Source organism: Microbacterium memoriense, assembly GCF_025398275.1.
Taxonomy (GTDB): domain Bacteria; phylum Actinomycetota; class Actinomycetes; order Actinomycetales; family Microbacteriaceae; genus Microbacterium; species Microbacterium memoriense.
In genome coordinates, this window is sequence record NZ_JAODOR010000010.1 from 95,567 (window position 1) to 119,927 (window position 24,361).

General features: G+C 70.2%; 21 protein-coding genes and 1 pseudogene. 16 read left to right on the plus strand and 6 right to left on the minus strand.

Annotated elements, in window-relative coordinates; translation table 11 throughout:
* The first annotated feature begins 7 nt into the window (after positions 1 to 7).
* The 4 genes from galT to N4R40_RS08710 all read left to right on the plus strand — a co-directional run bounded on the left by galT (position 8) and on the right by N4R40_RS08710 (position 5,024).
* Positions 8 to 1,195, plus strand: coding sequence for a galactose-1-phosphate uridylyltransferase (gene galT, locus N4R40_RS08695; protein WP_261606974.1), 1,188 nt, complete (start codon positions 8 to 10; stop codon positions 1,193 to 1,195).
* A complete protein-coding gene (gene galK / locus N4R40_RS08700; RefSeq protein ID WP_261606975.1) occupies positions 1,192 to 2,364 on the plus strand; it encodes a galactokinase in 1,173 nt (390 codons plus the stop codon). Before galT ends, galK begins: the two co-directional genes overlap by 4 nt.
* Positions 2,365 to 2,500: 136 nt before the next feature.
* Positions 2,501 to 3,337 (plus strand): alpha/beta fold hydrolase, encoded by an 837-nt coding sequence (locus tag N4R40_RS08705; protein ID WP_261606976.1) that lies wholly within the window; start codon positions 2,501 to 2,503, stop codon positions 3,335 to 3,337.
* Positions 3,338 to 3,500: 163 nt separating this feature from the next.
* Positions 3,501 to 5,024 carry a carboxylesterase/lipase family protein gene (locus N4R40_RS08710; RefSeq protein ID WP_261606977.1) on the plus strand — a complete coding sequence of 508 codons (1,524 nt, stop codon included), beginning with the start codon at positions 3,501 to 3,503 and terminating at the stop codon, positions 5,022 to 5,024.
* 1 nt (position 5,025) lies between these two features.
* Here the strand turns inward: N4R40_RS08710 and N4R40_RS08715 are convergent, their stop codons facing one another.
* The 4 genes from N4R40_RS08715 to N4R40_RS08730 form a co-directional block, all read right to left on the minus strand.
* Positions 5,026 to 5,976 carry a DNA-methyltransferase gene (locus N4R40_RS08715; protein ID WP_261606978.1) on the minus strand — a complete coding sequence of 317 codons (951 nt, stop codon included), beginning with the start codon at positions 5,974 to 5,976 and terminating at the stop codon, positions 5,026 to 5,028.
* A 110-nt stretch (positions 5,977 to 6,086) separates the two neighbouring features.
* Positions 6,087 to 7,136 carry a lipoate--protein ligase family protein gene (locus tag N4R40_RS08720; protein ID WP_261606979.1) on the minus strand — a complete coding sequence of 350 codons (1,050 nt, stop codon included), beginning with the start codon at positions 7,134 to 7,136 and terminating at the stop codon, positions 6,087 to 6,089.
* A gap of 9 nt (positions 7,137 to 7,145) precedes the next feature.
* Positions 7,146 to 7,553: a hypothetical protein gene (locus tag N4R40_RS08725; RefSeq protein WP_261606980.1), complete on the minus strand. Its 408-nt coding sequence runs from the start codon at positions 7,551 to 7,553 to the stop codon at positions 7,146 to 7,148.
* Complete coding sequence (locus N4R40_RS08730; RefSeq protein WP_261606981.1) at positions 7,529 to 7,720, minus strand: hypothetical protein; 192 nt, start codon at positions 7,718 to 7,720, stop codon at positions 7,529 to 7,531. Before N4R40_RS08730 ends, N4R40_RS08725 begins: the two co-directional genes overlap by 25 nt.
* Before the next feature lie 123 nt (positions 7,721 to 7,843).
* On the opposite strand from N4R40_RS08730, the gene N4R40_RS08735 reads away from it, so the two are divergent.
* From N4R40_RS08735 to N4R40_RS08775, 9 genes and pseudogenes are all read left to right on the plus strand, one after another.
* On the plus strand, positions 7,844 to 9,055 hold the full coding sequence (locus N4R40_RS08735) for an ABC transporter permease (protein WP_261606982.1): 1,212 nt from the start codon (positions 7,844 to 7,846) through the stop codon (positions 9,053 to 9,055).
* Positions 9,052 to 10,077 carry an ABC transporter permease gene (locus N4R40_RS08740; RefSeq protein ID WP_261606983.1) on the plus strand — a complete coding sequence of 342 codons (1,026 nt, stop codon included), beginning with the start codon at positions 9,052 to 9,054 and terminating at the stop codon, positions 10,075 to 10,077. Before N4R40_RS08735 ends, N4R40_RS08740 begins: the two co-directional genes overlap by 4 nt.
* A gap of 11 nt (positions 10,078 to 10,088) precedes the next feature.
* Complete coding sequence (locus N4R40_RS08745; RefSeq protein ID WP_261606984.1) at positions 10,089 to 11,174, plus strand: BMP family ABC transporter substrate-binding protein; 1,086 nt, start codon at positions 10,089 to 10,091, stop codon at positions 11,172 to 11,174.
* A 28-nt stretch (positions 11,175 to 11,202) separates the two neighbouring features.
* Positions 11,203 to 12,747, plus strand: a complete 1,545-nt coding sequence (locus N4R40_RS08750) for an ABC transporter ATP-binding protein (protein WP_261606985.1) — start codon at positions 11,203 to 11,205, stop codon at positions 12,745 to 12,747.
* Positions 12,744 to 14,093, plus strand: coding sequence for an amidohydrolase family protein (locus tag N4R40_RS08755; RefSeq protein ID WP_236967222.1), 1,350 nt, complete (start codon positions 12,744 to 12,746; stop codon positions 14,091 to 14,093). The genes N4R40_RS08750 and N4R40_RS08755 overlap by 4 nt, the downstream gene beginning before the upstream one ends.
* The gene (locus N4R40_RS08760; RefSeq protein ID WP_053547079.1) at positions 14,093 to 14,884 is read left to right on the plus strand and encodes a DeoR/GlpR family DNA-binding transcription regulator; all 792 of its coding nucleotides are present in this window, start codon (positions 14,093 to 14,095) and stop codon (positions 14,882 to 14,884) included. The genes N4R40_RS08755 and N4R40_RS08760 overlap by 1 nt, the downstream gene beginning before the upstream one ends.
* A gap of 34 nt (positions 14,885 to 14,918) precedes the next feature.
* The gene (locus N4R40_RS08765; RefSeq protein ID WP_053547078.1) at positions 14,919 to 15,722 is read left to right on the plus strand and encodes a BtpA/SgcQ family protein; all 804 of its coding nucleotides are present in this window, start codon (positions 14,919 to 14,921) and stop codon (positions 15,720 to 15,722) included.
* Positions 15,719 to 17,191 carry an FGGY family carbohydrate kinase gene (locus tag N4R40_RS08770; protein ID WP_261606986.1) on the plus strand — a complete coding sequence of 491 codons (1,473 nt, stop codon included), beginning with the start codon at positions 15,719 to 15,721 and terminating at the stop codon, positions 17,189 to 17,191. Before N4R40_RS08765 ends, N4R40_RS08770 begins: the two co-directional genes overlap by 4 nt.
* An 11-nt stretch (positions 17,192 to 17,202) precedes the next feature.
* Positions 17,203 to 17,367, plus strand: a pseudogene (locus tag N4R40_RS08775) (4-aminobutyrate--2-oxoglutarate transaminase); the annotation flags it as partial.
* 128 nt (positions 17,368 to 17,495) lie between these two features.
* On the opposite strand, the gene N4R40_RS08780 reads toward N4R40_RS08775, so the two are convergent.
* The gene (locus N4R40_RS08780; RefSeq protein ID WP_261606987.1) at positions 17,496 to 18,344 is read right to left on the minus strand and encodes a lysophospholipase; all 849 of its coding nucleotides are present in this window, start codon (positions 18,342 to 18,344) and stop codon (positions 17,496 to 17,498) included.
* A 66-nt stretch (positions 18,345 to 18,410) separates the two neighbouring features.
* On the opposite strand from N4R40_RS08780, the gene N4R40_RS08785 reads away from it, so the two are divergent.
* Genes N4R40_RS08785 through N4R40_RS08795 form a run of 3 tightly spaced genes read left to right on the plus strand, consistent with a single transcriptional unit; the run spans position 18,411 to position 21,824 of the window.
* Positions 18,411 to 20,018, plus strand: a complete 1,608-nt coding sequence (locus tag N4R40_RS08785) for a DHA2 family efflux MFS transporter permease subunit (RefSeq protein WP_261606988.1) — start codon at positions 18,411 to 18,413, stop codon at positions 20,016 to 20,018.
* 49 nt (positions 20,019 to 20,067) lie between these two features.
* On the plus strand, positions 20,068 to 20,496 hold the full coding sequence (locus N4R40_RS08790; protein WP_261606989.1) for a MarR family winged helix-turn-helix transcriptional regulator: 429 nt from the start codon (positions 20,068 to 20,070) through the stop codon (positions 20,494 to 20,496).
* A 5-nt stretch (positions 20,497 to 20,501) separates the two neighbouring features.
* A complete protein-coding gene (locus tag N4R40_RS08795; protein ID WP_261607121.1) occupies positions 20,502 to 21,824 on the plus strand; it encodes an MFS transporter in 1,323 nt (440 codons plus the stop codon).
* Between the two features lie 114 nt (positions 21,825 to 21,938).
* Here the strand turns inward: N4R40_RS08795 and N4R40_RS08800 are convergent, their stop codons facing one another.
* On the minus strand, positions 21,939 to 24,356 hold the full coding sequence (locus N4R40_RS08800) for a glycoside hydrolase family 2 TIM barrel-domain containing protein (RefSeq protein ID WP_261606990.1): 2,418 nt from the start codon (positions 24,354 to 24,356) through the stop codon (positions 21,939 to 21,941).
* Between the last annotated feature and the right edge of the window lie 5 nt (positions 24,357 to 24,361).

Below are 24,361 nucleotides of genomic sequence, written 5' to 3' on the forward strand. Positions count from 1 at the left end.
CGCAACGATGCACCCCGACACCCCGTCCACCGCCCCCGCGGCGGCCGACGTGCAGACGCTCGGCGCCGGCGTCACCAAGCGCACCACACGCCTCGCCGACGGCCGCGAACTCATCTACTTCGATGACCCCGACACGACTCTCGGCGCGGAGCGCGCCGTCGACGCGCGCGACATCGACCCGCGCCCGGCGACGGCCACGATGCGCCAAGACATCCTCACCGGCGACTGGGTCTCGATCGCCGCCGCTCGCCAGAACCGGGCGTTCCTGCCCCCCGCCGAACTCGACCCCCTCGCGCCGCAGACGCCGACGAACCCGTCGGAGATCCCCTCGCTCTACGACGTCGCCGTCTTCGAGAACAAGTCGCCGTCGTTCGGCCCGGCCCTCGCCGAAGCCGTCGGCGATCTGCCGGAGGCCTCCGACCCGCCCCGCGGACTCAACGATCTCACGCATCTCGGCCTCGGGCGCACCCGCACGAGCGTCGGCCGCTGCGAGGTCGTCTGCTTCTCGCCGGAGCGCGAAGGCTCGTTCGGCACGCAGTCGGTCACCCGCGCCCGCACCGTGATCGAAGCATGGGCCGACCGCACGGCCGCGCTGTCGGCCCTCCCCGGCGTCGAGCAGGTGTTCCCGTTCGAGAACCGCGGCGAGGCGATCGGCGTCACTCTCCAGCACCCGCACGGGCAGATCTACTCCTACCCGTACGTGACTCCGCGGACGACCCGCTTGCTCGATTCGATCGATCGCACCGCGCCGGATCTGTTCCAGCGCATCCTCGAGTTCGAACAGCAGGGCCCGCGCGTGCTGTTGCGCGGCGAACACTGGACCGCCTTCGTGCCGTTCGCGGCCCGGTGGCCGATCGAGATCCACATGCTCCCGCACCGTCATGTGCCCGACTTCACCGCTCTCACGAACGAGGAGCGTGACGAACTCGCCCCGATTTACCTGCGCCTGCTGCGCGGGTTGGATGCTGTCTACGACTCGCCGACGCCGTACATCGCCGCCTGGCACCAAGCCCCGGTGAACATCGGCCGCGACACCGTCCGCCTGAACCTGCAGATCACATCGCCCAGGCGCGCTGCCGACAAGCTCAAGTTCCTCGCCGGATCCGAAGCCGCCATGGGCGCCTGGATCGGCGATGTCCCGCCCGAAACCGCCGCAGACCGTCTGCGGGCCGCCATTGAAGGAGTACAGCTGTGACCGCCGCCGAACAGGCCGAAGGCCTCTTCCAGGAACTGACCGGTACCGAGCCCGCGGGCCGATGGTCCTCCCCCGGCCGCGTCAACCTGATCGGCGAGCACACGGATTACAACGACGGCTTCGTCTTCCCGTTCGCGATCGACTTCCGCACGGTCGTCGCCCTGGGTCTCCGCACCGACGGCCGCATCCGGGTCGTCTCGACCTTCGACCCGGTGCCGGTCGAGGTCGCCCTCGCCGACCTGGGCGCGCTCTTCCCCGCGCGCCGCGACGAGATCGTGGAGTGGGCCCGCTACCCGCTCGGCATCGCGTGGGCCCTGCTGGACGGACGCGACGCCGAGACCTTCACGGGGGTCGATATCGCGATCGCATCCGACGTCCCGGTGGGTGCGGGCTTGTCCTCGTCCGCCGCGATCGAAGGTGCCACGGCATCCGCCCTCAACGACGTCTGGGATCTCGGCCTCGACCGGATCGCGCTCGCACAGGCCGGTCGGCGCGCCGAGAACGAGGCTGTGGGAGCCCCGACCGGGATCATGGACCAGATGGCCTCGATGCGCGGCCAGGCCGACGCCGGGATCTTCCTCGACTGCCGCAGCTTCGACGCTCAGGTGATCGAGCTGGGCTTCGCCGCCGCGGGTCTCGAAGTCCTCGTGATCGACACGCGTGTGAGCCACGCGCACTCCACCGGCGGCTACGGCGAGCGCCGCGCCTCGTGCGAGCAGGGCGCCGCGATCATGGGCGTGCCGGCGCTGCGCGATCTGTCCGTCGGTGACCTCGCACGCGCCGAAGAGCTGATGGATGACGTCACGTTCCGCCGTGTCCGCCACGTCGTCACCGAGGATCAGCGCGTACTGGATGCCGTCCAGACCCTCCGCGAGCAGGGGCCGCGCGCGATCGGTGCACTGCTCGACGCCTCGCACGTCTCGATGCGCGACGACTTCGAGATCTCGGTTCCCGAGCTCGACCTCGCGGTCGACACGGCTCGCGCGGCCGGTGCGATCGGTGCGCGGATGACCGGCGGCGGCTTCGGCGGCTCGGCCATCGCGCTCGTCGAGCACGCGCAGGTCGATGCGGTGCGCGCCGCGGTGGAGGCCGCGTTCTCGGATGCCGGCTTCACCGAGCCGAACGTCTTCACCGTGCACCCCTCCGAGGGCGCACGCCGCGACGCCTGACCCGGCGCCCTCGAGGAGCGCGGCGCGGCGCGTGAACAGCGGGTGGCTCGCGCTGTCAAGGGGTGGAGACGGAGAGGCCGCCGTCGTAACGTCGGGGGCGAGCCGCGGCATCCGTCCGCGGCCGGGAGGAGACATCGTGGCCTACATCACCGTCGGAACCGAGAACTCAGCAGACGTCGAACTGTTCTACACCGACCAGGGTGCGGGGCAACCGGTCGTGCTGATCCACGGCTTCCCGCTCGACGGTGAGTCGTGGGACAAGCAGCAGGCTGCACTCTTGGATGCGGGGTACCGCGTCATCGCGTATGACCGCCGCGGGTTCGGCGCATCGACCAAAACGGCATCCGGTTCGGACTACGACACGTTCGCGGCCGACCTGCACGCCCTGATCGAAGACCTCGATCTGCAGGATGCCGTCCTCGTCGGGTTCTCGATGGGCACGGGAGAAATCGCACGCTACCTTTCCCGATACGGCGCGGGTCGCGTGGCGAAGGCAGCCTTCCTCGGCTCGCTCGAACCGTACCTGCTGATCACGGATGAGCACCCCGACGGCGCCGGCGACCAGGCCTTCTTCGACGGCACGGCGCAGGCCGTCCGCGACGACCGGCACGCGTTCCTCACCGGATTCTTCCGCGATTTCTACAACCTCGACGACACGCTCGGGCAGCGGATCTCGCACGAGGCGGTCGATGCCTCGGTCGCGTCCGCACGCCACGCCGGCAACGCCGCGATCGCGGCGGCGCCGCTCACCTGGGCCACGGACTTCCGGGGCGACATCCCGGCGATTACGGTTCCCGCGCTCATCCTGCACGGCACCGCCGACAACATCCTGCCGATCGACAAGACCGCGCGGAAGTTCCGCGAGCTCCTTCCGAAGGCCACCTACATCGAGATCGAGGACGCGCCGCACGGACTCCTCTGGACCCACGGCGACGAGGTCAACGCGGCCCTGCTGGCATTCCTCGCGGAATAGCCCGCCGCCGAATGCGCTGGTTCTTACCCACTGCGCCGGCCCGGGCTCGCCCACGACCGGCGCACTCGGCGAGATCCCGTGCACTCGAGGCGGCGGCGCGGCGCACGCGGCGGCGGCGGCATCCGGTTTACTGGGGGGACGCCCTGAGGAGGACGCCGACGCCATGACCACCCCCGCACGCACCGACCCCGTCGTCAGGATCACGCCCGGGAAGGTGCGCGGGCGCTGGCGCACCACCACTGATGCGCACGGTCGACAGTCGGCCTCGGCGGTGTTCTTCGGCATCCCGTTCGCACAGGCTCCGATCGGCGCGTTGCGTTTCGCGTCGCCCGTGCCCCCCGAGCCGTGGCCCGACGTGCGGGACGCCCTCGTGCACGGGCCGACCGCCTGCCGCACCGATCCGGGCGACACCCTGATCCCCGAGCCGGTGTTCGCCGGCGAATCGACGCTCAACGTCGATGTGTGCACCCCTGCCCCCGGAGATCCCGAGGCGGGCCTACCGGTGCTGGTCTACATCCACGGCGGCGGGTACGTCTCGGGCACGCCGGCGAGCCCCTGGTACGACGGCCGCGCGTTCGCCCGTGACGGCGTCGTGACGGTATCGGTGTCGTACCGTCTCGGTTTCGACGGGTTCGGACACATCGACGGCGCCGTCGCGAACCGCGGGGTGCGCGACTGGCTCGCCGCGCTGGAATGGGTCCAGGAGAACATCTCCGCGTTCGGCGGCGACCCCGCGCGGGTGACCCTCGCGGGCCAGTCCGCCGGGGGCGGCGGCGCGCTGACCCTTCTCGGGATGCCCGCGGCGCAACACCTCTTCCACGCGGTCTGGTCGATGTCGGGCGCGCTCGCCGATGTGCCCGCCGCTCGGGCGCGCGCGATCTCCGAGCGGCTCGCGCACCTCGCCGGTGTCAAGCCCACTCGGACCGGCTTCGCGTCCGTCGACGAAGCCGACCTGGTCGCCCTGCAGCAGCGGGCGGCTGAGGCCCCCTCGCGCGACCGGTTGGCACCGGTCCGCGCGGTCCTCTCCCAAGGGCTCGCTTACGGGCCTGTCATCGACGGAGAGCTCCTCACGCGCTCGACGCCCGATTCGATCGCCGCCGGCGTCGGCGCCGACAAGCCGCTCGTGCTCGGGACCAACGACGACGAGTTCACGATGGTCACCGACTCCCTCCGGGCGAAGCTGCGTCTCATCCCGGCAAGCCTGGCACTGCGCGCACTCGGCGTGCCGCACGCACGTCGCCGCGCATATCTCTGCGCCAACCTCGCGCAGCGTCGCCTCGGGACTGCCGCCGTACTCGGCCGGTTCGCCGGCGACACCCTGTTCCGGGCACCGCTGGTGCGCGTCGCCGAGGCCCGAGGCGCCGGGACCAGGCCGCTCGGCGCCCCGACGTGGGTCTACCGGTTCGTCTGGCCGTCTCCGACCCGGCGCTGGGCGCTGCACTGCCTCGACGTGCCCTTCTGGTTCGACTGCCTCGACGCGGAGAGGGTGGCCGCGATCGCCGGGGACGACCCGCCGCAGGGTCTGGCCGACACGATCCACGGCGCGGCACTCGGCCTCATCCGCGCGCACGCACCCGGTTGGGAACCCTGGTCCGAGCGATCGGGGACGACCCGGATCTTCGGAGGCACGGCATCGGCCGACGCGGTGATCGCCGACGGATACGCCAGCGTGCGGCCGCTCGTCTGAGTCACCCCACGAGCGTGGCGTCCGGCATCCGGCGCTGCATGACGGCGATCGCCTCGGGATTGTCGTCGACGAGCACGACCTCGCGGCCGAGTGCCGAGGCCACCGCGCCGGTCGTGCCACTGCCGGCGAACAGGTCGAGCACGCGGTCGCCCGGACGGCTGGATGCCTGCACGATCCGACGCAGAATGCCCTCCGGCTTCTGCGTCGGATAGCCGGTCTTCTCGCGCCCCGAGGTCGGCACGATCGTGTGCCACCAGACGTCGGTGGGGAGCTTCCCGCGCGCGGCCTTCTCGGGTGTCACGAGCCCGGGTGCCATGTACGGCTCGCGATCGACACCGTCGGAGTCGAACCAGTACGCCGTGGGATCCTTCACGTAGACCAGGATCGTGTCGTGCTTGGTGGGCCAGCGGCTCTTGCTCTTCGCGCCGTAGTCATACGCCCAGATCAGTTCGTTCAGGAAGCACTCACGCCCGAACAGGGCGTCGAGGAGGACCTTCGCGTAGTGGGCCTCGCGGTAGTCCAGGTGCAGGTAGAGCGTCCCGTCGTCGGCGAGGAGCCGCCACGCTTCGCGCAGCCGCGGCTCGAGGAAATCCCAATAGTCGTCGAACCGGTCGTCGTACTGTCGGAGATCGCCGCGCAACCGCTCATACGCCGTCCCACGGAAGCCGGTCTTCACCGGCCCACCCCGTGCCGTATTCAGTCCGCGCGCCTCCGGCGCGACAAGCCCGCCGCGTGTTTCCGCGGGTGCCGGCTCATCACCACTGCGCGCAGACTGAATACGGTCCGGGGGGCGCGCGGCAGACTCGATCGCCTTGCCCTGGCGGCGGCCGGTGTTGAACGGCGGGTCCAGATAGATGAGGGTGAAGGAGCCATCGGCGAGCCCGCGCGCGACGGCGAGGTTGTCACCCTGGTGGATCTCGACGCGGCCGGGCGCCACGGACCCATGTCCCACTTGTGGCTGATTTGCGGTGGTCGTCCCAGCCAGAACTGGGACATGCTGTGCCGAAATCGGGACACGACCCGCCGGAATGGGGACATGGGCGGCGGGCGGGAGCGAGGGGCTCACGGAACGCGGTGCAGCCAGGCGTCGGTCGCGAATTTCGATGCGACCAGGGCTTCCGCCTCGGCGTACTCCTCCGCGCTGATGTGCCCTGGCTCGGCCGCATACAGCCGCGCGAACGTGTCCGTGAACCGCGTGATGATCGCTTCGCGCGAGAGTCCTGTCTGCGACCGCAGCGGGTCGACGCGCTTCGCGGCCGACGTCGTGCCCTTGTCCGACAGCTTCTCCCGACCGATGCGCAGCACCTCGGTCATCACCTGGCCGTCCATGTCGTAGCTGAGCGTCGCGTGGTGGAGCACCCCGCCGTTGGCGAGTCGCTTCTGCGCGGCACCGCCGATCTTCCCGGAGGGCGACGCGATGTCGTTGAGCGGCTGGTACACCGCCTCGATCCCGAGCGAGCGCAATGCCTGCAGCACCCACTCGTCGAGGAACGCGTACGAGTCGGCGAAGGTCATGCCCGCCACGAGGGATGCCGGCACGTACAGCGAGTACGTCACGATCGACCCGGCAGCCATGAGCATCGCGCCACCCCCGGAGATCCGGCGGACGACGTCGAACCCGTGGCGTGCGGCTCCTTCCGGGTCGACCTCGTTGCGGTACGACTGGAACGAGCCGATCACGACCGCCGATTCGTCCCACTCCCAGATCCGCAGGGTGGGCGCGCGGCGCCCGTCGCCGACGCGGGTCGTGAGCACTTCGTCGAGCGCGAGGTTCATGCGCGGCGACACGGCCTTCTCGTGCACGATCTCCCAGGCGAAGTCCCGCCATCCCGGGGCAGTGACCAGGGCGCGGCGCACGGCGGTGCCGACCGATTCCGGCGTGAACCCGAGCAGCTGCGCACCCTCGGGCAGTGCGGCACGGACGGCGGCGGCGATGGCTCCCGCATCCGATTCGACCGGCAGGCCGTTCACCGCCGCGTCGATGTCCAGCAGCGCGTCGTCGGGCTCGAGAAAGAAGTCGCCGGCGAGGTGGAAATCGGCGATCTTGCCGCCCCGCACCTCGAGATCGACGACGACGAGCTTGCCGCCAGGAACCTTGTATTCGCCGTGCATGCTCCCAGCCTAGGCGCGCCGCCGCGTCTGCCACCGCGAGACGATCACACCGACGAGGCTGATCGCCGTCGCGTACGTGCCGAGCCGGGCGATCCACAGGACGAAGTACTGCCACGGATGCTCGAGCCACACCTCGCCGAACAGGAACGCGCCGATGGCGTCGCCGCCCTCGAGCGACACCGACGTCGTGTCCGAGAGCCCCACGGCGAAGGTCGCCGGCACGGCGAGCGCGAGCCCCGCGACGACAGCGATGCTCCACCAGGCGGATGCCGGAGCATTCGCCCCCGCACGCCGCATCCACGCGAGGCGCACGAGTCCACAGCTCGCCAGCACGAGCAACCATCCCGCGATCAACAGCGACGCGAACACGATGAAACCGACGAGCGGCGCCGTCACGAAGCTCCGGATGACCTCCACCGACCACCCGATCCGGCCACGATGACGACGGTCCGCACCGCCATGCCGACCACGATCGTGAGCACGAGCCAGCCGGTGTCGGCGAGGGTCCGCCCCAGGATGAGCTCAAGAGCGCGCGTCCACGGACCGCGCCCGCCCTTCGTGGATGCCTCGAATCGCGCATCCACGAAGCACTCCTGACCCGCGCCCTGTGAACAATTAACGTCCATGTAATGCGAGACGTGTGATTTTGTAACAGCCGCTCGACACTCTTCTTTCAGGTCATACGTCATGGCCGCGGAGGGAACCCCATGGATCGCGAGCGCATCGAACGCATCGGACGGCGCGTACTGCTGCCGTGCGTCGCCGTTCTGCTGGCGCTCGCGGTGGGCGGGATCCTCGTCTCCACGCTCGGCGTGTCCGCATGGGATGCGGCGGCCACCGTCGTCCAGGCGGGCTTCACCTGTGATCCCGGCTACTGCAACATCGGTGGCACCTTCGCCCTCGCCGCCCCCATCATCTTCTGCGCACTGGGAGCGGTCGTCAGCCTCCGCAGCGGGCTTTTCAGTATCGGCCAGGAAGGCCAATACGCCCTCGGCGGCCTGGCCGCCGCGGTCGTCGGATACGCGGTGCCGTTGCCCCTGGGCGTGCACCCGGTGTTCTGCCTGCTCATCGCCGCGATCGTCGGGGCGCTCTGGGGGGTGATCCCGGCGGTGCTGAAGGTCTATCTCGGGGTCAACGAGCTCATCATCACGATCGTGCTGAACACGGTCGCCGGGCTCCTCCTCGACTTCCTGGTCAACTATCCGCTGCGCTTCGAGGCATCCACGGTCGGATACACCCAGCCCATCCTCGACACCGCGAAGCTGCCGTTGTTCGACACGTCGACCAAGTTCGGCCTGGCCTTCCCGCTCGCCCTGCTCGCCGCGCTCGGCGTCTGGTTCTACCTCTCCCGCACGACGCGGGGCTACGAGCAGCGGATGGGGGGAGAGGCTCCGGCCTTCGCCCGGTACTCGGGGATGTCCAGCCGCGGCGCCGTGCTGCGCGCGGGGCTCATGGGCGGCGCGCTGGCGGGCCTCGGCGGTGGGGTGCAGGTGCTCGGCACGAACTACCGGGTCATCGAGGGATTCAGCGACGGTACCGGACTCACCGGCCTGACAGCGGCCATCCTCGGCGGCACGACCGCGATCGGTGCAGCCGTGGTCGGAGTGCTGTACGCCGGTATCACCGTCGGCGCCGTCAACGGTCTCCAGATCGTCCTCGGCGTCCCCCGTGAGATCGGTTCGACGGTCCTCGCGCTCATGATCGTCTTCGTCGCCGCGCAGGCACCGCTGCTCGCCCGCCTGGAGCGGTTCACCGACCGGCGACGCGCGAACGGCATGATCGACGCTGGCGCGCCTCCGCCTCCGCCTCCGCCTCCGCCTTCGCCCCCCGCCCCGGAGGCGCCGGACGGGCACCGCGCCGGTGGCTGGGACGACGCTGCATCGACCATCCGCCCGCACGCCGAGGAGGTGACCCCGTGAACGTCTTCGCAGACTTCCTCAACAGCGGCATACGACTGACCACGCCGATCCTGTTCGCGGCGCTCGCCTCGCTCATCTCGGCGCGAGTGGGGGTGCTCAACCTCGCGATCGAGTCCAAGGTCCTCGGCGGCGCCTTCGTCGGCATCCTCGTCGGCGCCGCGACCGGGAACCCCTTCATCGGGGTGATCGCGGCTGCGCTGACCGGTGCGGTCATCGGTGCGATCATGGCCGGCGCGCACCGGATCGGCGTCGACCTCGTGGTGCTCGCCATCGGGCTGAACATCCTCGTCCTGCAACTGACGGTATTCGTCATGCGGTCCTACCTCGACGGGGTCGGTACCTTCAAACCGGACGTCGCGAAGTTCCCGCCGGTCGAGGTGCCGTTCGCGACCGAGGTGCCCTTTCTGGACCACCTGCTGGCGCACCTCAACTGGATGGTCTACGTGGCCTTCCTGCTCGTCGCCGTCGTCGCCGTGTGGTTCCGCACCCGCAGCGGCCGGCACCTGCTCGCCGTCGGTGAGGCGCCGACGGCCGCCGCGAGCGCCGGTCTGAAGGTCGGTCGCACGCAGCTGTGGGCGCTGGTCGCGGCGGGCGCGGTCGCGGGTCTCGGCGGCGCGTTCCTGTCCATCGGCGACCTCGGTCTGTTCACCCGCAACATGAGCGCCGACCGTGGCTGGATCGGGATCACCGCGGCACTACTCGCGCTGAACAAGCCCGGCCTGCTGATCCCCGCCGCCGCCGTCTTCGGCCTCGCCAGCGCGGCCAGCATCCGTCTGCAGCAGTTCGACGTGCCGGCGAATCTCACCCAGTTCATCCCGCAGGGTGCCGCTTTCGTCGCTCTGGTCCTCGTCGGGGTGCACGCCACGTCGCGCGGACGGTTCATCGACCTGTGGAACCGCAGCACCCGCATCCGGCTGCGACGTCCGCCCAGACCGCCGGCGGCGGCAGGCACCGGGCCCGACGGCCCCCCGCCTTCCGCCACCTCGGAACGCACCACCACCGCACCCGCATCCACACACTGAGGAGAACATCCATGTCCCGCACCCGAATGTCGATCGGCGCCGGCGTCCTGCTGGTGAGCGCGATCGCCCTCGCCGGCTGTGCCGGCGGCGATGCGACGGGCGCCGCCCCCGCATCCGACACGTTCAGCTACGCGCTCGTCACCCCCGGCGCCGCGGGCGACGGCGGTTTCATCGACTCGGCCATCGCTGGGACGAAGCTCGCCGAATCCGAGCTCGGGGTCACCGGCCGCGTCGTCGAGGCTGAGTCGGTCTCGCAGCAGGAGGGGGTCCTCCGCTCGACCGTCGCGACCAAGCCCGGCATCATCATCGCGCCCGGGCTGGACCCGGATTCGCTCCTCGCTGTCGCGCAGGAGAACCCGGACCAGCTCTTCGGCGTACCGAGCGACATCTTCGCCGACGAGCTTCCCGAGAACGTGCAGGCCTACGCGATCAATGTGCACGAGTCGAGCTTCCTGGGCGGCTACGTCGCGGGCTCGCTCACGCAGACGAAGAAGGTCGGCGCAGTCCTCGGCATCGACAACCCGGGGCTGAACCAGTTCTTCTACGGCTATAAGCAGGGTGTCCTCGCGGCGTGCCCCGACTGCGTCGTCACGCCGAGCTACCTCAACGGCGAGTTCGGCGACCCGTCTGTCGGCCAGGAGGCGGCGCTCGCGCTGTACCAGGGTGGCAACGACATCGTCTTCGCCGTCGCCGGTCTCTCCGGCCAGGGCGTGTTCGCCGCGGCCGCCCAGCAGGGCGCCTACGCGATCGGGGTGGATTCGAACCAGGACGGTGACGCGCCGGGCACCATCCTCGTGTCGGTGATGAAGCGCGTCGACATGACCACCCTGAACCTCATCCGCGCGGCCCAGGACGGGGAGTTCACCCCCGGCTTCGTCGCCGCCGGTATGAAGGACGGGGTCACCGGGCTCTCGTGGGACGACGGATCCACCGTGTTCGCAGAGAACGGCCCGGCCGCGATGGTCGCGCTGCTGCCCGATGTGCAGACGCAAATCGAGGAGCTGCAGGAGCAGATCCTCGGCGGTTCGCTGGTTGTCTGCGACGCCCTCAACGAACCGTCCAGCGCGGCCTGCACCGCCGTCGGCCTCGCCGGCTGATCCCGAACGACGACAAGGACCTCTCACGATGATCGAGACCTCGAGCGAGACCCCGCCCCGGTTGGAGATGCGCGGGATGCGGAAGTACTTCGCCGCGTCCGGTGTGCTGGCGGTGGCGGACGTCTCGCTCGAGGTCGCGCCAGGGGAGGTCGTCGCCATCATCGGCGAGAACGGAACCGGTAAGAGCACGCTGATGAATCTGCTCTTCGGGGTGCACCATCCCGACGCGGGGCAAATCCTGATCGATGGCCGACCTGTGGAGATCCGCGACCAGCAGGACGCGATCGCGTTCGGGCTCGGCATGGTGCACCAGCATTTCGAGCTCGTGCCGAGCTTCTCGGTCGCCCAGAACGTGTTGCTCGGGCGGGAGCCGCGTCGCCGCGGACTCTACGACGACCGGGGCGCGCGACGCCGGGTGGCGGAGCTCGCCGCCGAGACGGGGCTCGTGATCGATCCGGCCGCGCGGGTGCGCGACCTGCCGATCGGTGCGCAGCAGCGCGTCGAGATCCTGAAGGCGCTCGCCGCCGAGGCGCGACTGCTCATCCTCGACGAACCCACGGCGGTGCTGACCCCGCAGGAGGCAGACGACCTGCTCGTGATGGTGCGCCGCCTCGCCGCGAGCGGGAGGTCCGTCGTGTTCATCTCGCACAAGCTTCCCGAGGTGCGCGCGATCGCCGACCGCATCATCGTGATGCGCCGTGGTCGGGTCGTCGGGAATCTGGTCCGCGGCGAGGCGGACGACGCGGAACTCGCCCGGCTCATGGTCGGTCGCGACGTCCTGCTCACCGCAGATCGCGCCCCGGATGCGGCCGGTGATGTGCTGCTGGAGGTGCGGGAGGCGCGGGTCGCGCCCTCAGCCGACGGGACCCCCGGGCTCAAGGACGTGCATCTCCAACTTCGCGAACGCGAGATCCTCGGCATCGCCGGGGTCAGCGGTAACGGACAGGACGAACTGATTGATGCGCTGGCGGGATTGCGGCGCCTCGAGGGCGGCGCCGTCCGGATGCGCGACACGGACCTCACCGATGCCGACCCGGCCGCCACCCGCCGCGCCGGGATCGCCCACATCGCAGGGGACCGGATGCAGGTCGGTCTGAACCTGCAGGCCACGCTCGAGGAGAACGCCGCCTCGACCGCCTACCGTTCCGCCCGGTTCAGCCGTGCGGGCCTCATCCGCCGTGGCGCCCGCCGACGCTTCGCAGAGCAGATCATCGCCGACTACGAGGTCCGCGGGGCTGCACCCGACCGCCCGGTCGGGTCGCTCTCGGGTGGCAATCTGCAGAAGGTCGTGATCGGGCGCGAGCTCTCGGGCCGGCCTGAGGTCGTCCTCGCGAACCAGCCCACCCGCGGCCTGGATGTCGGATCGATCGAGTTCGTGCACCGCGCCCTGTCCGCGGCGCGGGCCGAGGGCAGCGGCGTGCTCCTCGTGTCCACCGAGCTCGATGAGATCCTCGCCCTCTCCGACCGGGTCGCCGTCATGTACGACGGCACTTTGGTCGGTCCCTTCCCCCGAGACGACGTCGACCGGGAGCGTCTCGGCGCTTTGATGGCCGGCGGAAAGGCCGACGCATGACCTCCACCACTCCCCGCCTCATCGTGGCCGACCTCGTCTGGACCGGCACCGGAGACGCCCTGGAGCCGGGCGTCGTCGAGATCTCGGACGGCAGGATCAGCGCCGTCTCGCCGCTGCGGGGTGCGCGGCCGGCCGGCCCGGACGTCGCCGACCTCGGCGCGTCCCTGCTGATGCCCGGACTGGTCAACACCCACGCGCACACGCCGATGTCCCTCATGCGGGGCGTCGCGCAGGGGCATTCGCTCCTGTGCATGGAGGGCTACCTCGAGGTGCTACGTACCCGCGAGGCGCACCTCACCCCCGATCTCGTGCCCGCCTCGGTGGCGGTCAGCTGCGCGGATTTCATCCGGCACGGTGTGACGGCTTTCGCGGACCAGTACTTCTACGCCGACGACATCGCACCCACGGTGATGCGGTCGGGCCTGCGGGCGGCGATCGGATGGGGCATCGTCGAGCTCGGCGATGACGACGCGCGAGCACGGGAACTCGCCGAGGCCACCCGGTTCGCGGAGTCCATGGCCGGGGTGTCCCGGGTGGTCCGCGGGTGGGTCGGTCCGCACGCGTACTTCGTCGACAACCAGGTCGAGGCCATGCGCGCCGAGCGCGACCTCGCCCGCCGATTGGGCGTCGGACTGCACGTGCACTTCTCGACATCCGGTGAGGAGGACGCGCTGTGCCAGGAGGCGTACGGGCGGCCGGCGCTGGAGGTCATGGCCGAGATGGGGATGCTGGACGTGCCCACGATCCTCGCCCACTGCAACACCGTCCCCGTCGACCAGCTGCCGTTGCTGGCCGGCACCCGTGCCGCGATGGCCGTCATCCCCTCGGTCGCCATGCAGTCGGGGGTTCCGGCGGCACCCGTGCGCGCGGCGCTCGACGCCGGCGTGACGGTGACGCTCGGAAGCGACAACGTCTGCAACAACACGAACGTGGACCTGTTCGAGGAGATGCGAATGCTGGGCAAGCTCGCCGCCTTCACCTCGCGGTCCCCGAACAACGTCAGCCCCCGCGAGATCCTCGGGATCGCCACGGTCAACGGGCACCGTGCGCTCGACGGCGGTGCCGACGACGGTCTGATCGCCGTCGGCGCGGTCGCCGATCTGATCGCGGTCCCACTCGCCGAGATCCCGCGCGGGCCGGTCGGTGCGCAGAGCCTGGAGGCGGCGCTCGTCTACGGCGTCAGCGGAGCCTCGGTCAGCCACAGCATGGTCGATGGGCGGTGGCTCATGACCGATCGCGTGGTGCGCACGCTGGACGTTGAGGCCGCGCTCATCCAGCAGCAGGCTGACTACGACACGCTCGTCGCGCGGACGGCGGGCGCGCCGGCCGACGGAAGGTGGCTGTGATGGATGCGCGCGAACGCCGCGCCCGGATCGAGGAGCGGGTGGTGCGAAACGGCGAGGTGCTGTTCGCCCAGCTCGCCACCGAGTTCGATGTCAGCGAGATGACGATCCGGCGCGACATCGAGACGCTGCAGCAGGCGGGCGTCGTGCGCCGGATCTCCGGCGGCGCCATCGCCCTGACCGGCACCGCCTTCGAGCCGTCGTACGGTCTGCGCGCCGGGACGGCCGTCGAATCCAAGATGCACATCGCCGAGCGCATCGCGGATTTGCTGCGTCCCGGCGAGACGGTCGCCCTCGACGGAGGATCGACGGTGGGTGCGGTCGCCCGCGCCATCCGCGGCAGGGGGCTCAGCCTGACCGTCGTGACACCCTCGATCTTGGTCGCCTCGACACTCGCCGACGACGAGGGGACCACCATCATCCTCACCGGCGGGCGGCTGCGGTCGGGCGAGATGAGCCTCGTGGGGACGGACGCCGAGGCGACCTTCGCACGCTACAACTGCGACACGTTCGTCATCGGCGTCGCCGGCGTGGACGCCGAGCACGGGCTCACCGAATACCACCCCCAGGAGGCGAGCGTGAAGCGCGCCGCCATCGCGGCGAGTTCCCGGCTGATCGTCGGCGTGGACTCCACCAAGCTCGGCCGTGTCCACCTGGTCAACATTGCCCCGCTCACGCGGGTGTCCGCCCTCGTCACCGACGCCGCCGACGCCGACCTCACCGTCCGTGCAGCCGCGGCCGCCGGTGCCGACACCATCCTTGTCCCCCCGCCGGTGCGGGCCACGGACGTCTGACCCCGATAGCCATCACCTGTTCTCTGGAGTTTCCATGCCCTCATTGTTCCGCTCGGCATTCCCCGGTGTCGACAAGCCCCTCATCGCCATGGCGCACGTCCCCGCGCTGCCCGGCACCCCGCTCTACGACGCCCAGGGCGGCGTCGACGCCCTCGTCGAGCACGTCCATCGGGACGTCGGCATCCTCGTCGACGCCGGTTTCGACGCCGTGATGTTCTGCAACGAGAATGATCGGCCCTATCAGCTGCACGCCGGGCCGGAATCGGCGGCAGTGATGAGTCGGGTCGTCACGGAGTGCCGCCCGACGTCGATCCCCTTCGGCGTCGACTTCCTCTGGGACCCGCGGATCGCGCTGGCGACCGCGGTCGCGACCGGAGCATCGTTCCTGCGCGAGGTCGTCACGGGCGTCTGGGAGTCCGACATGGGCTTGTGGAACACGGATGCCGCAACCACCCTGCGCGAGCGCCGCCGGCTCGACGCACACGGCCTGGCCGTGCTGATGAACGTGACGCCCGAGTTCGCCTCCCCGCTGGGAACGCGCACGCCCGCACAGGTAGCGCGCTCGACCGTGGTGTCGTCCCTCGCCGACGGCATCCTCGTCTCCGGCCCGATGGCGGGTGCCGGGCCCGACGTGTCCACGCTCCGCGAGGTCCGCGATGCCGTGCCGGACGAGGTCCCCGTGCTGCTGAACACCGGCGCACGGGCGGAGACGATCGCGGAGATGCTGGCGATCGCCGACGGTTGCATCGTCGGTTCGTCGTTGAAGGTCGACGGTGAAACCTGGAACCCCGTCGATCCCGATCGCGCGCGTCGTTTCGTCGCGGCGGCCAAGGGGTGACGGCCGCATTCACGATCGGTATCGACATCGGCACGACCGCCGTCAAGGCGGCTGTACTCGATCCCGACCGCGGCATCGTCGCCCAGGCGAGCCGCAGCAACCGGCTGCACTCTCCGCATCCGGGCTGGGCCGAGGCCGATCCCGCAATGTGGCTTTCGAACGCGGCGGGCGCGGTGCGGGAGGTCGTGCGCGGGATCGGCGCGCACCGCATCGCGGCGATCGCGACGAGCGGCATGGTGCCGGCGGTGGTCGCCGTCGACGCGGCGGGCATCCCGGTGCGCCCGGCGATCCTGCAGAACGACACCCGCGCCGCGCTCGAGGTGACCGAGCTGGCCGGTGGTCTACGGGCCGCGGACACGCTCGCGCGCACCGGGTCACCGGTCAGTCAGCAGTCTGTCGCGCCGAAGTTGCGGTGGCTGGCGCGGCACGAACCCGACGCGTGGCGGCGGACGGCGGCGGTGATGGGGTCGTACGACTGGTTGCTGGTCGCGCTCGGCGCGCGCGTGCACGTCGAGCGCAACTGGGCGATCGAGTCCGGGTTGTTCGATCTGGCCGCGCTGCCCTACGAGCCGGTCCTGCGCGCCCTTCCGGAGATCGGGTCACGGCTCGCGTCGCCGGTGACAGGCGGCGACGTGGTCGGTGAACTGAGCGTCGAGGGCAGTGCCCTGCTCGGTCTCCCGGCCGGACTGCCCCTGGTGGCCGGCGGTGCGGACCATGTCCTTTCGGCGTTCGGCGCGGGACTGTCGGCGCCCGGGGACTGGCTGATAAAGCTCGGCGGGGCGGGGGACATCCTCGTGGTCAGCCCCGAGCCCGTCACGGATGAGCGGTTCTTCCTCGACGAGCACCCGATCGCCGGGCGATACCTGCCGAACGGCTGCATGGCGACCAGCGGCAGCCTCGTGCGCTGGGTGCAGGGCGCGCTCGGTATCGAGGACCTGGCCGCCATGGACGCCGAGGCCGCCGGGCGCGGGGCCGGTGAGGTGCTCTGTCTGCCCTACTTCCTCGGCGAGAAGACGCCGCTGAACGATCCCGAGCTGCGCGGCGTCTTCGCCGGTTTCCATCTCGGGCACACGCGCGCGGACCTCTACCGGGCTGGGTTGGAGGGCGTCGCGTTCGCCTTCCGTCACAACGCGGAGTCCTTCCGCGACCGTGGCCTGGCGCTGGAACGGGCGGTCGTCACGGACGGCGGGGCCACGTCGCTGCTGTGGAAGCAGATCCACGCCAGTGTGCTCGGTGCGCCGCTGGGCACGGTAGTCGACCACCCGGGCGCGGCGCTGGGGGCCGCGGTCCTCGCCGCCTGCGGGGCGGGGGTGCTTCCCGGCCCCGAGTCGATCGAGCGGTTCGTGCGGTCGGGCCCTACGGTGGACCCGGATCCGGCGCTCACCGACCGGTATGACGACGCGTATGCACTCTGGCGTGAGCTCGGCGTTGTGACGGCCCCGACGATGCGCGCCCTCGGGCGCCTCTGAGCGTCTAGGCGCGATGCCGGGGCGCGATGGTGGCCGTCGAGTTCGTCGTCGCGGACACGGGCGAACCGGATGCCGCGCTCGCCGCATCCGTCGCCAAGGCCTGCATCGCCGAGGGCGTGATCGTGGTCACCTGCGGGACGTACGGGAACGTCATCCGTTTCCTGCCGCCGCTCACGACGATCCGGATGACGCCCCAGCTGCGCACCGCCCAGGCCGGCTCGAGGTCGCGTACGCGGGGCGGGGGTGGGGGGGATGCCGGGGTCTTCCGCCGCGGGCGGGATTATTTGCGCGGGCGTGACACGGTTCAGTCCCGCGCGGGAAATCGTGCGTCGAGCCAGGCGAGGAGATCGGCGAAGACATCGCCGGCCATCGTCTCGTTGAAGATCTCGTGGCGCGCGCCCGGGTAGACGAGGGTCGTGATGTCGGTGAGTCCCGAGCGAGTGCGGTAGGCGTCGGCGAGGCGGTGGACACTCCGCGGGCCACCCACCGTGTCATCGCGGCCGACCATCAGGAGCAGCGGCAGGTCCACACCGAGGTCCTTGCGCGGCTTGCCGATCAGGCGGAGGACGTCGAGCGGCCCGAACAGCTCCGGCAGGGGGGTCGAGGTCGTCAGCGGATCATCGAGGAACGCGCGGTGCACCGCGGGGTCGGACGACAGCCATTCGGTGCCGAGGGCATCCGGTGCCTTCCACGGCTTGTTGAGGTCGCCGGAGTTGAGCGAGCCGGGCCAGCGTAGCGACGAGCCGCTCAGGACGACCGCGTCGTACGCGTCCGGATGGTCGTTCACGAGGATCTGGGTGAGGAACGAGCCCCACGAGTGGCCGAGAATGACCAGTGGCACGTCCGGGTTCTCGGCGCGGATGATCTGCGTGAACTGCCAGACCGCGGCGACCGCCGCGCGATGTCCGCCGGGGCCCAGCCGGCCGAGCTTCGAGAGCTCGCCGTCGTGCTGACGCACCCCGGTCCGTCCGTGTCCGCGGTGGTCGTCGGCGTACACGGTGTATCCGTCGGCGACGAGACGCTCGATCAGTGCGGCGTAGCGCCCCGCGTGCTCCCCCACACCGTGGAGGAGTTGGATGACGGCCCGTGGCGAAGCGGCGGGATGGACGTCGTAGACGATCGCGACGCCGTGCGCGTCAGTGAACTCGGGCATGACCGCGAGTGTAGAGCACGAAGGAAAGGGGGTAACGATCCGAAAATAGCTAGATAAGCTAACTACATGGACATGTCCGCCCGCCGGCGCTGGTTCGGTCTGGTCTTCATCTCGATCGCGGTCTCGCTGATCATCGTGGACTCGACGATCGTGAACGTCGCGATCCCGTCCATTGTCGACGAACTCGCCATCACCTCGACCCAGGTGCAGTGGGTACAGGAGGCCTACACCCTGGTCTTCGCGGCCCTCCTCCTGGTCTTCGGCACCCTCGCCGACCGCTTCGGCAGACGTCGGATGCTGCTGATCGGCGTCACGATCTTCGCGCTCTCGTCGGTGGTTGCCGCACTCGCACCCACCGGCGCCGCGCTCATCGCCGCGCGGCTCGTGCAGGGCATCGGCGGTGCAATGGTGCTGCCGACGACCCTGTCGCTGATCAACGCCACCTTCCGCGGCCGAGAGCGCGGCATCGCCTTCGCCGTCTGGGGCTCCACGATCGGCGGCATGGCCGCTGTCGGGCCACTCCTCGGCGGATGGTTGACGACGTCCTACTCGTGGCGTTGGGCCTTCGGGATCAATGTCCCCCTCGCCGTCATCATCATCGTCGGGGTGCTCTGGGCGGTCGCAGAATCACGCGATGAGAACGCACGACGCGTCGACAAGATCGGCGCCGTCCTCTCCGTGATCACGAGCGCCGCGCTCGTCTTCGCCCTGATCGAGGGCCGCACATACGGGTGGTGGACGACCGCGACGGCGCCCACGATCGGCGACTGGACCTGGCCGTGGGCGATCTCTCCGATTCCGTTCGCCTTCGCGGTCGCGGCCCTCGGACTCGTCGCCTTCATGACGTGGGGACTGCATCGACAGCGCCAGGGGCGCAGCACGCTCGTGGCCTTCTCGCTGTTCCGGATCTCGTCGTTCCGGAGCGGCAACATCGCCGCGCTCGTCGTTTCGCTCGGCGAGTTCGGCATCATCCTCTCCCTCCCCCTCTGGCTGCAGTTCGTCATCGGCTTCGACGCTCTGCAGACCGGATTCGTCCTCCTCGCCCTCGCGGTCGGATCGTTCGTGGCGAGTGGATTCGCCGGCGCGTTCAGCGGCCGGGTGCGCCCGGTGACGATCGTGCGAGTGGGCATCGCCGCGGAGATCGTCGGTGTCGCCGGACTCGGGTTCGTCATCGCCCCCGACACGATGTGGGGTGTGCTGCTGCCGTTCCTGTTCGTCTACGGATTCGGCGTGGGGCTCGCCACGGCGCAACTGACCGGCGTCGTCCTCTCCGATGTGCCGGTCGCCGAGAGCGGGCAGGGGTCCGGAACGCAGTCCACCGCGCGCCAGCTCGGCTCGGCACTCGGCGTCGCGATCCTGGGCACCGTGCTGTTCACGAGCACAGCCGGGATCCTCGGCGCACGCCTCGATGACCGAGGCGTCGAACCCGCCGAGCGCGACCAGGTCGTGTCGGCCGTCGTCGACAGTGCGGGCGGCGCGATCGCGGGTCTCGACCAGGCGGATCCGACGGGCCAGACGGCCGCGGATGCCCGCGCCGCCTTCTCGGAGGGCACGCGCTGGTCCGCGTTCACCGCGGCGGGGTTCCTGACTCTGGGCCTCGTCGCGACGCTGTCGCTGAGCAATGGCAAGCGCGAGGAGGAGGAGTCCACGCCGGTCGGTGACCGCGCGGACTGATCCACCGACAGATCCTTAGCAGGGCTAATGAGCTATGCTAAGTATCTGTATGAGTACTCCCGATCTGACTTCTGAAGCATCCGAACTGCGCATGGCGACCTTTCGCCTCGCGCGGCGCCTCCGGGCCGAGCGCGCCGTCGACTCGATGAGCGACGGGCAGTTCGCCGTCCTCGCGGCCCTCAAAGTGCACGGCGCCCACACGCTCCGCGATCTCGCCGAACGCGAGCGCGTCACAGCGCCGTCGATGAACCGCACCGTGAACTGCCTCGAGGAGTCGGGGTATCTCACCCGGACTCCGGACGACGTCGATCGCCGCAAGGTCAACATCGCGCTGACTCCCGAGGGACGCGACGTGGTCGAGGAGACGGTCCGCCGCCGGGACTCATGGCTGGAGGCGGCGCTCGACAGCCTCACTCCCCAGCAGCGCGGCACGTTGCACGACGCCGCTGCCCTCATGCGGGAGGTGGCGGCCCGGTGACGCCGATGTTCCGCTCCTTCTCCGTCTTCAATTACCGCGTCTGGTTCATCGGCGCACTCGTCTCCAACGTCGGCGCGTGGATGCAGGCGACCGCCCTCAGTTGGGTCGTCCTGACCCAACTGACCGACAACGACGCCGGCGCGATGGGCATCACGATGGCGCTCCAGTTCGCGCCGCCGCTCCTCCTCGTGAGCGTCACCGGGTGGGTCGCCGACCGATTCGACCGGCGGCGGCTCCTCATGCTGACGCAGGCGGCGCTGCTTCTCCTGGGCGCGGCGATCGGCATCCTGATCCTCAGCGGCGTCATGACCCTGCCGATGATGTACGCGTTCGCGCTCGGCCTCGGCCTCATCGCCGCGTTCGACAACCCGACACGGCAGGCGTTCGTCTCCGATCTCGTCGACCGCGAGAACGCGTCGAACGCCGTCGCGCTGAACGCGGCATCCTTCAACGGGGCGCGGATGATCGGCCCCGCCGTCGCCGGAATCGTCATCGTCGCCGTCGGCACCGGCTGGGTCTTCCTGATCAACGCCGTGACCTTCCTCGCGATGATCTTCGCGCTCACTCTGATCCGCCAAGACGAGCTCATCCCGCGCGTCCGGGCCTCCGGCGCCTCACGCCTGGCGGACGGGTTCCGCTATGTCGGTGGACGCCCTGACCTCGTGGTCACGTTCGCGATGGTCTTCCTTCTCGGCGCATTCGGCATGAACTTCCCCATCTTCGCTTCCACGATGGCTCTGGAATTCGGCCAGGGCGCCGACGGCTACGGGCTCCTGAGCTCGATCCTCGCGATCGGGTCACTGGCCGGGGCGCTACTCGCGGCGCGACGCGATCGTGCCCGCATCCGCCTCGTGATCGTCGGCACCGGACTGTTCGCCGTCGCCGGAGTCGTCTCGGCGTTCATGCCGAACTACTGGCTCTATGCCCTCACGCTCATGTTCACCGGGTTCGCGGTCGTCACGACCCTCACCACCGCCAACGGATACGTGCAGACCACGACCGACCCCGCGCTCCGTGGACGTGTGTTGGCGCTGTACATGGCGATCCTGATGGGCGGCACCCCGCTCGGCGCGCCGATCGTCGGCTGGGTCGCCGGCGAGTTCGGTCCCCGGGCGGCGATCCTGCTGGGCGCCGTCGCCGCCGCCGTGGCCTTCGCGATCGGCTTCGGATGGCTGCTGATCTCGGGCCGCCTCCACCGTCACGAAAGCCGCCGCTTCGCGCTGTCGCTCGACGAGACGCGCCCGATCGACGTGGTCGCACCCGAGGAGTTCAGCGACGAGGTTGCCGGGACGACCCCGATCAGCCTCCCCGAGCCCGCTCGCCGCTGACCCCCGGCATCCCCTCTTGGCTTGAGGGGGCACTTCGTGCCGCAACCTCGCGAGGATGCGACCACACCTGCCCCCGCAGCGCCGAAAGTGGGCATACGCGCCCACACAAGCACGTCAGCCGGCGCGCACCTCGACGACGGCGGGTGCGTAGCCCTCGGCCGTCGCAGTCAGCGTGATCGTGCCGGATGCCGTAGCCCGGACGATCGCGAGAAGCCGCCCGTCGTGGGTCCTGCGGGTCGGGCCCGCGAACGATTCGAGCGTGCGCGCACGCCCCGAGCCGAGGCCGGCGAGCACGCCGGGACCCGTCAGCGTCACGGTCACCTCGAGGTCGCGGTCGCACACCGCGATTCCGGCAGCATCCGTCAGCGTGATCGGGATGTACGCGAGGCCGGCCGCAGCATCCACCGTCGACGCTTCCGCGGTCGCGCGGAGCGCAATCTCACCCGCCGTCCGGAGTGCCGAGCGGCCGATCTCGGCGCCGCCGCGCCGCGCGATCGCGACGAGTTCACCCGGCTCGTACTCGGTCTCGAAGCGGGCGATCAGCGGACGCGGCGCGCCGACCGGCGCCACACCCAGCGAGCGTCCGTCGAGGAGCAGTTCGATCTCGTCGGCATCGGCATAGACATCGACCGTGACCGGCGACCCGGGCTCGGCGCCCCAGCTCCACGAGGCGACGGCGTCATCCCACGACCACGGCGTCTTCTCGACGGGCCTCCCGTGGTGCTCGGGGCGGTGCACGGCGAGAGCGGGGCCAGCCGACAGCCCGAACGCGATCTCGCGGTAGAGCGAGGCGGGCGTCCGGTGCCCGGTGATGTCGATGTCGCCGCACTGGGCCAACAGGTACGGGAACGGACCGGCCGTGCCGGTGGAACGATAGCCCTCGACATCCGTGTACTCGACCCGCCCGATGCCCGCCTCGCCGATGTAGTCGAAGCCGGTCCAGGTGAAGTCGCCGATCACATACGGGAAGCGCTGCACGTCGCGCCAGAGATCTGCGATGCGATCGGGGAACGTCTCGGAGCCCACGATGATGCGGTTCGGGAACAGCTCACCGTCGAGCTCGTAGCGCGAATCGGCGTAGTTGAAGCCGACGACGTCGAGCACGGCCGCGGATTCTTCCGTCGAGCGGGTGACGAGCTCCGACGCGTTGGATGCCGCCATCTGCTCGCCCATGCCGGCCATCATCGTGTTGGGATCGGCCTCGGCGAGGTCCCCCAGGACCTCGGCCATCTTGTCCATGTTCGCCAGGATCCCGTTGATGCCGTTCGTGATGAAACGTGTCGGGTCGAGGCGGCGGAACTCCTCCGCGATGCGGCGGCTCCAGGTCGCGCCGTGCGGAGTGCCGAGCTCGAGGATCTCGTTGCCGATCGAATACAGGACCACACTCGGGTGATTGCGGTCCTTCAGGACGAGCGCCGCGACGTCGTTCTCCCACTTCTTATCGAACCCCACCGACGCGTCGAACACCGTCTTCGCGCGGGTCCACACGTCGCTGAGCTCATCCATGACGAGCACGCCGTGCCGGTCGCACGCCTCCAGCAGTGCCCGGCTCGCGGGGTTGTGGGCGCTGCGGATCGCGTTGAACCCGCCCTCCTTGAGCAGGCGCACTTTGCGGTCCTCGGCATCCGGATGCGTGATCGCACCGAGCGGCCCGTTGTCGTGGTGCACGCACGCTCCGCGCAGGTCGACGGTCTGGCCGTTGACCCGGAGACCGTGCACGCCGTCGAGCTGCAGCCGCCGGATGCCGAAGGCCACGGCATCCTCGTCGATCACCGCGTCCCCGTCGCGGAGGGTCATCCGTGCCTCGTACCGCACCGGGTTGTCGGGTCCCCAGAGCGCGGGCTCGGCGACCGGAACACGCACGCGCGCGGTGGCCTCGCCCCCCGGCAGCACCGTCACGGGCGCGTCGGCCTCCGCGGCAACCGTGCCGTCCGGGGCGACGATCTGCCAGGCGAGCCGCAGCGTGCGCGTGTGCCGCGTCGTGTTCTCGACGCGGGTGGCGATCTCGACGATCGCGCGCTCCGGGTCGATGTCGTTCGCGACGACCGTGGTTCCGTCGAGGGCGAGGTGGACCGGATCGGCGACGATGAGGTGCACGGGGCGGTAGATGCCCGCGCCGGTGTACCAGCGGCTGTCGCGATGGGCCCGCGCCTCGACCGTGACCGTGTTGGTCTCGCCGAAGTGGAGGAACGCGTCGGCCTCGACCGTGAACGCGGCGTAGCCGTTCGGCTCGTGCGCGGCGAACGCGCCGTTGATGTAGACGACGGCGTCACGGTAGACGCCTTCGAACTCCAGCAGCACGGTCTTCTCGGCCCACTCGGCCGGCACCTCGAGGTCGCGGGCGTACTCGAAGACACCCCCCGGAATGTAGCCGGAGTGCACACCGCCTTCGTTGTCCGGCGAGCGCGGCAGATCGCGCAGGGCGTCGTGCGGCACGGCGACGGGGACCGGCGCGGGGACACCGTCGCGGCTCTCGAACGCGGCGAGCTTGCGGGCGATGGTCCACCCGTCGTGCAGGGAGATACGGATCACAGAGA

Coding starts and splice junctions, on each gene's coding strand:
- galT (WP_261606974.1), top strand. CDS start 8: ATGCACCCCGACACCCCGTCCACCGCCCCCGCGGCGGCCGACGTGCAG.
- N4R40_RS08710 (WP_261606977.1), top strand. CDS start 3,501: ATGACCACCCCCGCACGCACCGACCCCGTCGTCAGGATCACGCCCGGG.
- N4R40_RS08720 (WP_261606979.1), bottom strand. CDS start 7,136: ATGCACGGCGAATACAAGGTTCCTGGCGGCAAGCTCGTCGTCGTCGAT.
- N4R40_RS08735 (WP_261606982.1), top strand. CDS start 7,844: ATGGATCGCGAGCGCATCGAACGCATCGGACGGCGCGTACTGCTGCCG.
- N4R40_RS08745 (WP_261606984.1), top strand. CDS start 10,089: ATGTCCCGCACCCGAATGTCGATCGGCGCCGGCGTCCTGCTGGTGAGC.
- N4R40_RS08750 (WP_261606985.1), top strand. CDS start 11,203: ATGATCGAGACCTCGAGCGAGACCCCGCCCCGGTTGGAGATGCGCGGG.
- N4R40_RS08755 (WP_236967222.1), top strand. CDS start 12,744: ATGACCTCCACCACTCCCCGCCTCATCGTGGCCGACCTCGTCTGGACC.
- N4R40_RS08760 (WP_053547079.1), top strand. CDS start 14,093: ATGGATGCGCGCGAACGCCGCGCCCGGATCGAGGAGCGGGTGGTGCGA.
- N4R40_RS08765 (WP_053547078.1), top strand. CDS start 14,919: ATGCCCTCATTGTTCCGCTCGGCATTCCCCGGTGTCGACAAGCCCCTC.
- N4R40_RS08780 (WP_261606987.1), bottom strand. CDS start 18,344: ATGCCCGAGTTCACTGACGCGCACGGCGTCGCGATCGTCTACGACGTC.
- N4R40_RS08785 (WP_261606988.1), top strand. CDS start 18,411: ATGGACATGTCCGCCCGCCGGCGCTGGTTCGGTCTGGTCTTCATCTCG.
- N4R40_RS08790 (WP_261606989.1), top strand. CDS start 20,068: ATGAGTACTCCCGATCTGACTTCTGAAGCATCCGAACTGCGCATGGCG.
- N4R40_RS08795 (WP_261607121.1), top strand. CDS start 20,502: ATGTTCCGCTCCTTCTCCGTCTTCAATTACCGCGTCTGGTTCATCGGC.